Annotated in this window: 8 protein-coding genes; 6 read left to right on the top strand and 2 right to left on the bottom strand. The window is 45.3% G+C overall.

Annotation, left to right across the window (positions count from 1 at the left end; translation table 11 throughout):
* Nucleotides 1–129 precede the first annotated feature (129 nt).
* The 4 genes from CWE13_RS12055 to CWE13_RS12040 all read left to right on the top strand — a co-directional run bounded on the left by CWE13_RS12055 (nt 130) and on the right by CWE13_RS12040 (nt 5,830).
* A complete protein-coding gene (locus CWE13_RS12055) occupies nt 130–1,908 on the top strand; it encodes an acyl-CoA dehydrogenase C-terminal domain-containing protein (RefSeq protein ID WP_126808963.1) in 1,779 nt (592 codons plus the stop codon).
* A 185-nt stretch (nt 1,909–2,093) separates the two neighbouring features.
* Entirely contained in the window at nt 2,094–3,560 is a 1,467-nt protein-coding gene (locus tag CWE13_RS12050; RefSeq protein WP_126808961.1) for a GGDEF domain-containing protein, read from the top strand.
* Between the two features lie 125 nt (nt 3,561–3,685).
* Nucleotides 3,686–5,383 carry a S1 family peptidase gene (locus tag CWE13_RS12045; RefSeq protein ID WP_126808958.1) on the top strand — a complete coding sequence of 566 codons (1,698 nt, stop codon included), beginning with the start codon at nt 3,686–3,688 and terminating at the stop codon, nt 5,381–5,383.
* On the top strand, nt 5,384–5,830 hold the full coding sequence (locus CWE13_RS12040; RefSeq protein ID WP_126808955.1) for a YaiI/YqxD family protein: 447 nt from the start codon (nt 5,384–5,386) through the stop codon (nt 5,828–5,830).
* A 16-nt stretch (nt 5,831–5,846) separates the two neighbouring features.
* Here the strand turns inward: CWE13_RS12040 and rlmD are convergent, their stop codons facing one another.
* The gene (gene rlmD / locus CWE13_RS12035; protein ID WP_126808953.1) at nt 5,847–7,325 is read right to left on the bottom strand and encodes a 23S rRNA (uracil(1939)-C(5))-methyltransferase RlmD; all 1,479 of its coding nucleotides are present in this window, start codon (nt 7,323–7,325) and stop codon (nt 5,847–5,849) included.
* Between the two features lie 140 nt (nt 7,326–7,465).
* Here rlmD and CWE13_RS12030 point away from each other — a divergent pair, with 140 nt between their 5' ends.
* The gene (locus CWE13_RS12030; RefSeq protein WP_126808951.1) at nt 7,466–7,645 is read left to right on the top strand and encodes a PLD nuclease N-terminal domain-containing protein; all 180 of its coding nucleotides are present in this window, start codon (nt 7,466–7,468) and stop codon (nt 7,643–7,645) included.
* 70 nt (nt 7,646–7,715) lie between these two features.
* Here the strand turns inward: CWE13_RS12030 and putA are convergent, their stop codons facing one another.
* Nucleotides 7,716–10,880, bottom strand: a complete 3,165-nt coding sequence (gene putA, locus CWE13_RS12025) for a bifunctional proline dehydrogenase/L-glutamate gamma-semialdehyde dehydrogenase PutA (RefSeq protein ID WP_126808950.1) — start codon at nt 10,878–10,880, stop codon at nt 7,716–7,718.
* Between the two features lie 229 nt (nt 10,881–11,109).
* Between putA and CWE13_RS12020 the strand changes: the two genes are divergently transcribed.
* Nucleotides 11,110–11,745 carry a CYTH domain-containing protein gene (locus tag CWE13_RS12020; RefSeq protein WP_126808948.1) on the top strand — a complete coding sequence of 212 codons (636 nt, stop codon included), beginning with the start codon at nt 11,110–11,112 and terminating at the stop codon, nt 11,743–11,745.
* Nucleotides 11,746–11,800 lie beyond the last annotated feature (55 nt).

Here is an 11,800-nt window from a genome sequence, read left to right as displayed (position 1 = left end):
GATGATACGCTCAAATTAAACAAGCGTTTGAAAATCGCCTGAATTGAAGCTTTCGGCTAAATGAATGGGCGAAATAGGCGCAGTTGGCCTGCTTTGTAGAGGCTAAGTACAATCAACGGGAGTGTTTTTATGAGTGATTATCGCGTTGCGCTACAAGATATGAATTTTGTACTGCATGATGTTCTGAAAGTAGGTGATGATTGGGCTGAAATGCCAAAAATGAGTGAGGTTATCGATCCTGATACCGCTCGCGCTATTCTTGATGAAGCTGCAAAGCTCACCTCCACACTTATTGCACCAAATGCGAGAGCTGCTGACGAAGAGGGCATTTCCTTTGCAGATGGCGTGGTAACTACTCCTAAGGGCTATAAAGAACAATTCCGCCAGCTAGCCGAAGGTGGCTGGGTTGGCGTAACGGCTAATCCTGAGTTTGGCGGCATGGGCATGCCGAAAGTGCTTTCTGCGCAATATGAAGAAATGATGTGTGCATCTGATATTTCCTTTTCGCTGTACTCTGGTCTAACTGCGGGCGCGATTATGTCGCTCGATCTGCATGCTAGCGACGAATTAAAGGATATATATTTGCCACGCCTTGTTGCTGGTGATTGGACAGGCACAATGTGCCTAACCGAGCCTCATGCGGGTACTGATCTTGGCATTATTCGCACGAAAGCCGTGCCGAATGAGGACGATAGTTTCAGCATCACGGGTACAAAGATATTCATAACCGGTGGTGAACACGATCTTACCGAGAACATTGTTCATTTAGTGTTGGCAAAATTACCTGACGCGCCTCCGGGGACTAAAGGGATTTCGTTGTTCGTGGTACCAAAATTCTTGGTGAATGAAGATGGCTCGATCGGCGAGCGAAATGCCGCAAAAGCGGGCTCTGTTGAACACAAAATGGGTATTCATGCGTCGGCAACCTGTGTCATGAACTTTGATGGCGCTAAAGGTTGGCTTGTAGGCGAACCACACCGTGGTTTAGCTGCTATGTTCACGATGATGAACTATGAGCGTTTAGGTGTGGGTATTCAAGGGTTAGGCGCCGCCGCTCGCTCCTACGTTACGGCATTAGATTACGCACTTGATCGACGCCAAGGGCGCGGTGCTAAAGCTACGCAAGACACCAATGCTGAAGCGGATCCGTTAATTGTCCATGGTGATGTTCGCCGTATGCTACTAACAATGAAGGCGTTTGTTGAAGGTGGCCGAGCGTTTTCCAGTTATGTAGGACAACAGCTAGATCGGGCTAAATATGCGGAAACTGCAGAAGCGCGAGAAGCTGCAGAGGCGCTGGTACAGTTGCTAACGCCTGTTGCTAAAGCATTCATGACGGATACCGGTTTAGAAGCAACTATAGCTGGGCAACAGATATTAGGTGGTCATGGTTTTGTGCGCGAGTGGGGCCAGGAACAATGGGTGCGTGATTGCCGTATCGCGCAAATTTATGAAGGTACTAATGGTATCCAAGCGCTTGATTTACTCGGCCGTAAAATTGTAGGCTCGGGAGGCGCTTTACTGCAGCCGTTAGCACAGGAAATCAAAACGTTTCTGGCGCAAGATTCGGGGCAGTGTTCCGCGGAATTTAAACAACTCGATTCAGCATTAACGGAACTGGAACGTGTTTCGAAAGATGTCCTTACTAATTTCCGCGGTGATGAAAACCTAATCAACAGCGTAGCTGTGGATTATTTAAATCTTGTTGGCTACGTAGCCTATGGATATTTGTGGCTGCGGATGGCGCAAGTTGCAGAATCTAACCGGGATTTGGGCGATTTTGCTACGAGTAAAGTGAAAACAGCGAAGTTCTACTTTGCCAAACTACTACCTCGGATTCATGGCATTGTGGCATCTATTGATGCTGGTTCAGAGAGCTTGTTTAGCTTCGGTGATAACGAGTTTTAATAGCGTTAAGCTATCGCCGCTTAGTTTTCTCAAAGCGTTAAATTAAACCCCGCCCGCTTATTAAAGTGGGCGGGGTTTTTTATATCGAAAAGCGCTTGTTTCGGCCAACAATTGCAGAGTTGCCAGCATAGGTTTGATAGCGTATTTTAACTTCGTGATCACTTTGGAAAATTATAATAAAAATCATGATTGATTCTCCTTTTAGTAAGTTACGCGATGTGCAGGAGCCGGAATCGGCCGAACAGCAACTGGGCTGGTTTCGGGGTCTGGTTATTTGTGTTGTTTGGGTTTGCCTTTGGCGAATTTCATTTGTTCTCGAGTATGCTCCGTTTACTAGTATTTGGTATCCGCCCGCAGGTTTGAGCTTCGCAGTTATTCTTCTGTATGGCTGGCGTGGAACGTTGCCAATTATTGTTGCTAGTTACATTACCGCCTTCTGGATCGATGGAATGTATGCGCTTGATACGGAGTTGCTCGCTTTATTCGTGAATAGTACATCGTCGACATTAGCCCATGTTTTTTCTTATGGGGTTGGTGCTTTGTTCTTGCGCCAATTTATACGTATGCATGTAATCCGCACATTGCCAGCGATTATTCTAGGTTTTTTGGCGTTGGGCTTTATTACATCGTTGCTTGCTTCATTTTTTGGCGTTCAGGTACAGATAAGTGCGGGTACGCTTTCCATTTTTAACTTATACAATGATTGGTTGTTACGATGGATTGGCGACATGGTAGGCGTTTTTGTACTGACGCCTCTTTTTCTAGCGCTGCTTGTTTGGAAAACGCCCATGTACTCTGCTTGGTTACGCCGCCTGCGCATTAGTACGCAGCCCGCTCCAGTTTATCGCTATGCCATGAAGCTGACGATAAACCTAACCTTGTTGCTTTGCTTGATCGTACTCTCATGGTGGTTCGAAAATCCAGATGTAGCTTTTGGAGTATTCTTTTTGGTTATTCCACAGATGTGGATCGCATACACAGAAAATGCTTTACGCGCGGTACTTAGCTTAACCATTTTCTGTATTGCAATAGCTCTCGGGGTAGCATTATTTTCACTTGATGAAAGTGCCATAATCTTTCAATTCGCAATTTCGGTTATCGCAGTGACGGTATATTTCGGCTTGGCGGTACCGTTAATGCTTTCGCAATCACAGAACTTACAGTACCAAACCCAAAACGATCATCTTACGGGGGTGGCGAACCGTAGTTATTTTTTAGATTCTGCGGAAGAAGAGTTTGAGCGAAGTTATCGAAACCAGTTTCCGGTTTCACTTTTAGCGTTTGATATTTGCCATTTTCGCGCAATTAACAACAATTATGGCCATGTAGTTGGTGATGATGTTTTGGTGAATGTATCGAAATATTTGCGTTCAGAGTTACGCCAATCAGATATTATAGGCCGATTGAGTAGTAATTCGTTTATGTTGTTAATGCCGGCGTTAACGCACGATTCAGCGCAACGCTTTGCTGAGCACATGATGCTGAAGCTCAGCTATATGAGTATCGATAGATTAAAAGAGCCGCTGGAAATAAAGTATGCGGTTATTGAGATTACTCAAAATGAAACGGTGGACAGTGCCGTAAGCCGGGTTTCTGAATTACTGCAACAAAAGAAGATCCGGGAACGTGGTTATTCCGCTAATACACGTTAGCGGGTTTTACCGAATAGATAAATTTCGCATTTTTTTATAACTTTGTTCTTCAATGCTCAGAAAATGTTGTCTTTTCTCTCGTGCAAGATAACAATAGAAAGATTACCCGCGGCCTTGGAAATACTATGCCAGTAAAAATTGAAGCTTCGAATCGTACTTTCGTTTCTAAACAGCCTTTTATCGAGTTAAAGCAGCACTTCCGGGCTATTCTAGCCAGTGTGTTGCTGTTCACCTGTTTGTGGTTAAGTACCTCAATTGCAGCGTTTGCGCAGGATTATGATATTGATCAGATATCGCGTGCTGTGGTGCAAGTTAAAGTTGCTGATGGTGCTGGCTCTGGTAGCCTTCTCATCCGCAATAATGAAGTATTAGTGTTAACCAACAAGCACGTGATGGAAGGCTTTAATGAAGCTGATATTGCTGTTCTTTCCGATTTGAACGCGCCAGCGGAACTCAAATTTAAAGCTGAGCTAAAGGGTTTTTCCGATGGCTACGACATCGCTGTGTTGCGTATTGTTAGCGATTTAGAAGGGAATCCGATAACACCAGAAGATTTACTGCAAGGGCAGTATGGCTTCCCGTTCAGCGAATTAACTTTGGCCGCCCCAGCAACGGAAACTCGCAGGGGTGAGCATGTCGGCGTTTTTGGCTATCCGGGCGTAGTTGAAGATGAAATGGTGTATACCACGGGTATCATTTCCGCCGTCCAATATGGTGAATATAAAGGCCAGCGTTTACCACTATGGTATCGCACCAATGCGGAAATATCGCCAGGAAATAGCGGCGGAACGGTCGTGAACAGCCGTGGTGAATTTATTGGTATTCCCAGTTATGTGGCAAACCAGGAAGTAACGGGTAGCCGCCTTGGCTCGTTATTCGCGGCTGAGTTTGCGCTGGCGATTATCGACGACGAGGATGAGCTGCTAAATGATTGGGCCGAGGCAACGCGCAGTGATGACGAGCGTTTGGATTTTAGTAAGGAGCCAGGGTTTGGTTCCGCTTCTTTAAACACAGAAGATCTGGCCTCAATGTACCAGCACGAGATTATTTCCGGCGGAAGTATAAACTCACGTTACTTAGGCGGTGAGTGCTTGGGGTATGTTGCTTCTGCACCTGATTTCCGGCTTATGCTTACAGAAGAACAAGCTACCTTGTTTGTTAGTTTCGTGAGTAATGAAAGTTCTGACGATACATCGTTACTGGTGAATGCGCCGAATGGTGATTGGTATTGCAATGATGATTATGAGAGCACCTCGTTGAATCCCGGGATTGTGATCGAGAATGCAGATGTAGGGCAGTACGATATTTGGGTGGGTAGCTATTTAGCCGATAGTTTCATTACGGGCGATTTGGGATTATCAAACACGACGTTACTCACAGCGGAAAATGTTATCGCAAGCTTGAACTTTAGTGGTGAACCATATTCTGGTCAAGCACACTTGGCGCAAGGTTTTATACCGGATCCGCATACCATTGAAATTATGGGTGGGGGTGCAGTTAATTTAGCTAACACAGACATTGAAAGCTGTGTGGGTTATGCCAGTTCACGGCCGGACTACCGGTTGCATTGGGAAGGTGCGGCAGCGCTATTGCAGTTTTATTTTAAAGCCGAAGATACGGAGTTGGACCCGGTGTTGGTGGTGAACGCTCCAGATGGAAGTTGGCACTGCAACGATGACGCAAATGATAATACCTTAAACCCGAGTTTAATATTCAACGAAGCTATGGATGGCATCTATGACATCTGGGTGGGGAGTTTTCAAGAATCTGTGTGGGTGAAAGGTGAACTGCGTATTACTGAAATTGAAACACAGGTTGAATAGATGAATTTATGGATCGATGCCGATGCATGTCCGGTTCAAATTCGGGAAGTAATGTTTCGGGCGGCAACGCGGAAAAAAATGCAATTAACATTAGTTGCGAACCAACGCATAAAAGTGCCACCTTCACCGTGGATAAAAGTGTTGGTAGTTGGTGCCGGGTTTGATGTGGCGGATAATGAAATAGTGCGTTTAGTTGAGCCTGGCGATTTAGTTATAACTAGCGATATTCCGTTGGCCGCAGATATATTAGCGAAAGGCGGACAAGCATTAAGTCCTCGGGGTGAGCTGTTCACGCAAGAGAATATCGGAGCTCGGTTAAATATTCGTGACTTCATGGATACCATGCGAGCAAGCGGCGTGCAAAGTGGTGGGCCACCACCCCTTAGCCAAACTGATCGAAAAAACTTTGCTGATCACCTCGATCGAATTTTAGCGCGAAGTAGTTAACCCCGCGCTTTGGTACTTATGAGCTCACGCGTGTGAAAAGCGCCATACTCTCCATATGTGCCGTTTGCGGGAACATATCTAGCATTCCGTATTTTGTAAGTTGATAACCTTGTTCTTTAAGGATCGCGGCATCTCTTGCCAAGGTAATTGGATTGCAAGAAACATATAAAATTTTCTGTGCGCCTAGGTGGCTCAACTGTGAACAGATTTCTTCTGCGCCCGCGCGTGGTGGATCGAGCAAAACCACATCAAATTTTTCCTTAGCCCAACTGAAATTTGCGATGGGTTTATTCAAGTCCGTGCAGAGAAACGTAATGTTATTGAGGCTATTTGCTTTCGCGTTCACAGTGCCTTGAGCAACTTGGCTAGCAACGCCTTCTATGCCAACGACGCGCTTTGCGTATTGCGCCAAAGGAAGCGTGAAATTCCCGAAACCACAAAACAAATCAAGCACTTGTTCCGATCCAGAAAGATTTAACCAATTTAATGCTTGGCTCACCATTTGTTGGTTGACCTCTTGATTCACTTGTAGAAAATCACTTGCATTAAAATGGATGGTTAGCTCGCCTAGTGTATAACTAAACTGAGGTGTTTCGCTGCTTACCGGATAGAGTTGCTCATAGTGAAGGCGCTCCGGAAGATCATTTTCACTATCCGCTATTTCGCGCTCCTCACTTTGTTGGGCGTGCATAGTACTTGCTATAATCAGCCGAACGCCCAGTTGCTCTGCCCAATCAAACCATGTTCGCTGATCACCTTCATGTAAGGGCTGGGTAATGCGCAGGATAATATTCGCTTGCTGGGCTTCGGCAATTAGCTCGATATGTCCGATATGGCCTTGGCCGCGTAAACGAGGCAATAAACTCTGCAATTCGCCAACTAATGGCTGTAACTGGGGTACCAAAATCGGACACTGCTGGATTGTTGTGAGGCGTTTGCTGTTGCGTTCGCGAAAACCGAGCACTAAGCCCTGAGATTTGGTTCGTGTTACGCCTAATCGGGCTTTGCGTCGGTAGCCGTAGGGCGCAGAACCAATAGGTGCGGCATGCTGAGTTTGCTCATCAATTATATTGGCGCGTTGCAAGTGCTCGGTAATAACGCTTTGCTTGAAGGCTATTTGTGCCGAATGCTGGAAGTGTTGTAAATTGCAGCCGCCGCATTGTTCAAAGTGGGGGCAGGGCGGTTCTACGCGATCGTCACTCGCTTTATGTAATGTACTAATCACAGCATTGTTATATTTACTTCGGCTCTGGGTGACTTGTGCAGTGACTTCTTCGCCGGGTAAGGCACCACTAATAAACATAGTTTTACCCAGAGCATCTCGCGCTACACCTCTTCCTTCATGGCTTAAACGAATAACGGTAAGCGCATTACTTACGTTCAGATCGCTTTTCGCCGCAGTTTGCTGTGGCGATTTTTGTGTTTGTGCCTTAACTTTTTGGGCGTTCTTTTTTAGGCGTTTTTCTTTCTGATAACGATCGAACAATGAAGCCATAAGTGCTAGTAAGTTCCGTATAAATTTTAATGTGAAATAGTAGTTTACCTTAAATTAACTATCTAATCGCGGAGCTTGTGCTACTTTTATATTGGAAACTAAGTTATTGAAAAATATTTTAGTTATTGAAGAAGTAAACAGTGGAGGTGGATGTGTCAGGACTTTTAGGTTTAATTGTACTTATTCTAGATATCTACGCAATTGTTGGCACAGTTCAGAGCGGAGCGAGTACTGGTAACAAAGTGCTTTGGATTGTGATCATACTTCTTATGCCTGTAATAGGCTTTGTATTGTGGTTTTTATTGGGTCCCAAAGGTTAGCGAATTTGTTCGCAATTTTTGTTTAAAAAAAGGGAGGCGCTTAGCCTCCCTTTTTTATATTCGTTCGATTTTAATCACCAAGAGATAACAGCGTAGCATTCCCGCCCACTGCGGTAATGTTATCGGTGAATGTTTTCTCAGTCATAAATGCGTATAAGTAGTGTGGTCCACCGGCTTTCGGGCCAGTACCTGACAACCCACGGCCACCGAACGGTTGCACACCAACTACAGCACCAACCTGGTTCCGGTTGATGTACACATTACCCGCCTTGATCCGTTTCGCAACATCATAGGCGAAGCTTTCGTTACGGCTGTGAATACCGAAGGTTAAGCCAAAACCAGTGTTGTTAATGTCGTCAATCACAGCATCTAAATTTTCGCGTTTGAAGCGAATAATGTGCAGAATTGGACCAAAGTTTTCGCGCACTAACTGGCTGATCGAATCAATTTCAATCGCAGTTGGCGCTACGAAAGTACCGTTATTGGTAAAATCTGGCATTGGCGCTTCAGCAATCAATTTCCCTACGTGCTGGATATCGATAATGTGCTGTTCCAAGTTAGTTTTCGCTATACCATCGATCACTGGGCCGACATCAGTTTTGTATTCGATCGGATCGCCAACGAGTAACTCCTGCATTGCGCCCTTAAGCAACTCAATAATGCGGTCGGCAATATCATCTTGCACATACAGTACGCGCAGGGCAGAACAACGCTGACCAGCGCTCTTAAACGCGCTATCGGCGATGTCGGTTACGGCTTGCTCAGGAAGCGCCGTAGAATCGATTAGCATCGCATTCTGGCCGCCTGTTTCAGCAATTAACGGTACTAATGCGCCAGTACGAGCAGCAAGCGCTCGATTTATCGCTTGAGCGGTATTGGTGGACCCAGTGAAGCACACGCCCCCGATTTCCTCTTGGCTTACTAAATAAGCACCAATTTCTGCGCCCTTACCAGGAAGGAATTGCAATACATCACCAGGAACTCCAGCTTCTAAGGCGAGCTGCACGGCTCGGTAAGCAATTAAACCAGTTTGTTCAGCAGGTTTTGCAATCACACTGTTACCGGTAGCTAGCGCTGCGGTAACTTGGCCGATAAAGATAGCTAACGGGAAGTTCCATGGGCTAATGCAAATAAAGGTGCCACGACCTTGGGTGAAAAGCTCGTTGGTTTCACCTGTAGGGCCAGGCATTTTATCGCCTTTGCCCATAAGTTCGCGCGCTTGGATCGCATAATAACGGCAAAAATCAACTGCTTCGCGCACTTCATCGATGCCATCTTGTAAAGTTTTACCCGCTTCTAAAGTACAAAGCGCAATAAGTTCGTGCAGGTTTTCTTCAAGTAAATCGGCAAGCTTTTCGAGAGCTTCAGCACGAACGTTTACATCAGTATCGCTCCAACGGGTTTGTGCGCCGTTAGCAATGGTTAGCGCTTCGGCGGCGAGATCGGCATCACCCCAACCAATAGTACCGATTTGATGGGTACTTTGCTGTGGTGAAGTAACACCTACACGCTGACCTGTTTCAACAAGTTTGCCGTTAACGATTGGGCCGCCTTGCCATTGGTTGTTTTGGAAGCTGCGCACTTTTTCAAAAAACTCTGCGCTTTGCGATTCAATATTCATGTTTAACCCCATAGAATTCTTACGTTTCCCGAAAATATCACCCGGAAGAGGAATCTTATCGTTTGCCAAGCTCGGCTTCTTCCGCAGGTTTACGAGCGGGTGTTCTACTAAGTTCTCAATGGGAACCCGCAGATCAAGTAACTTGTGAACAAACGAACTATTTGCGCCGTTTTCAAGTAACCTGCGCACCAGATATGGTAGTAATTCTTTATGTGCACCAACGGGCGCGTAAATACGAACCGTACGGCCAGGGTTATGCACTAAAAATTCATCATAAAGATCTTTACCCATACCGTGTAAGCGTTGGAATTCGTAACGCCGATCGCCCGCTAAACTTTGCACGGTCATAATAGTTTGCGCATTGTGGGTAGCAAATTGCGGATAGATATGGCCGTTGGTGTCATCACTCAGCAAGTAATGTGTACACGCCATGTAGGAAACGTCGGTACTCGCCTTGCGGGTAAATACCGGATAACCCGATGTTCCGAATTGCTGACAGTGTTTGATTTCGGTATCCCAATACGCGCCTTTTACTAACCGTACTGGAATTTCATCACCGCCATCTTTAGCGAGCGCGTTAATCCAGCAAAGTACCGGTAACGCCCGCTTTGAATATGCTTGAACCACGAGCCCGAAATACGGCCAATCTTTGCAAACACCACTGCGGTATACTTTCTCAAAAAGCTCAAGTGAGAGCTCCAAGCGATCCATTTCTTCGGCGTCGATACTAATACCAACGTTTGCTTGCTTAGCAAGGGTAATAAGATCGGTAAGTGTAGCGGCCAGTTCAGTTAACACCCGTTCTTTATTCGCAACTTCGTAACGTGGGTGTAATGCCGAAAGTTTAATTGAGATACTTGGCCTCGGTACTTCAGGGTTTACAAAATCTTCTTTGCCAACGCGTTGAATCGAATTTACATACGCTTGTTTGTAGCGCTCAGCATCTTTGCTGGTTAAAGCCGCTTCACCGAGCATATCGTATGAGTGCGTATAGCCAATTTCACGTTTATCACGGCTATTTTTTAGTGCCTCTTCAATATTGCGGCCGAGTACGAATTGCTTGCCCATCAATTGCATTGCTTGATAGGTAGCTTTACGTACTACAGGTTCACCCAAGCGCTTAACTAAGCGGCGGAAACGCGATACTGCGGAATCACCTTTACGGCCTTTTGGATTGATTACATTGTTCGCAAGATTCAAGCCCCAGGTACCGGTGTTTACGAGTAACGATTCACTTTTTTTCATGTAATCGTTCCAAGCACCCTGACCGAGTTTATCTTGAATAAGGGAATCTGCAGTGAAACTATCTGGAATTCGCAGTAACGCTTCGGCAAGGCACATTAAGATAATGCCTTCGGCGGTATCCAAACTATATTGCTGTAGAAACGCATCAACGCCATCACCACCCTGTGTTTTCTCGCGTACGCGATGCACAAGATCATATGATTGCTTCGTAAGCGCTTCTACCGTTTCTTTGTCTTCTGGAACCAGTTTGATCAGTTCTTCAAGATAAGCTTCTTCATCAACCGAATAATTGTTCGTAATGGCTTGCTTAAGTTCTTGAAGCTGGTTCGCCTGATAGTGTTGAGTTAACACTTCGCTGGCTTTGAACATTGCGTCTCCTGTAACCAAAATTCGGTTCGAAAACCGATACTGCAATCCGAAGAGGATATCGTCGCCATTGTAGGGGTATTTTGCGCCGCGTAAAGCTTTGTCGATCCTATTTTTTTACTTTCTAGGTTGTTGATTACGGTTAACTATTACTCAATGTAATCTGAGAGTTGACCGCTACAGTGTTAAGTGTTCAGAATAGTGTAAAGTGATTTGCTAAAAGAGGCCTGCAGTGGCAACTAACAAAAGCCAAGAAATTGAACTTAAGTTCATGATAAATAAAGATAGTATTAAAGATGTTGAATGCTATCTTAATCGTCTAGGGAAACCGACTGAGAGTCTACAAATTGCAAATATCTATTTTGATACGGCAAATAAAGATCTACATCAGCATAAGATTGGTTTGCGTATTCGCCGCTGGAATGACCAGTCAGAACAGACGGTAAAAATGGCCGGCTCTCAGGTTGGGGCGATGAGCCAAAGACCAGAATACAATATTGATTATACGGGAAGTGTTCCGCAGCTTGATTTATTCCCCGCAGATATTTGGCCGCAAACGATCAATACTAGGAAGTTGCAAGAACAGCTAGAAGCGCAATTTCAAATCGATTTTCAACGTCAACGCTGGTTGCTCAATGTGGGCGTTAGCACAATTGAAGTTGCCATCGATGAGGGTGTTATTTTTGTGCCTACGAAGGATACTCGGCAAGAGCCAATTTGTGAGTTGGAGGCTGAATTAATTTCCGGAAATATCACAGATCTTTTGCAACTCTCAGAACTTTTAACGCAGGAGTTTACGCTTGCGCCAGGGCTTTTAAGCAAAGCCCAGCGTGGTTTTATTCTTGCGGCAAATGCGGTAGTTGAATAGCCTTTATTGATTCGCGATTTTGCAGGCAAATTACCTAAGCATTCTTTGTTTTATT

Source organism: Aliidiomarina shirensis (genome assembly GCF_003987345.1).
Classification (GTDB): Bacteria; Pseudomonadota; Gammaproteobacteria; order Enterobacterales; family Alteromonadaceae; genus Aliidiomarina; species Aliidiomarina shirensis.
The sequence above is the reverse complement of the archived record's forward strand: the minus strand, read 5'-3'. Positions and strand labels throughout refer to the sequence as shown.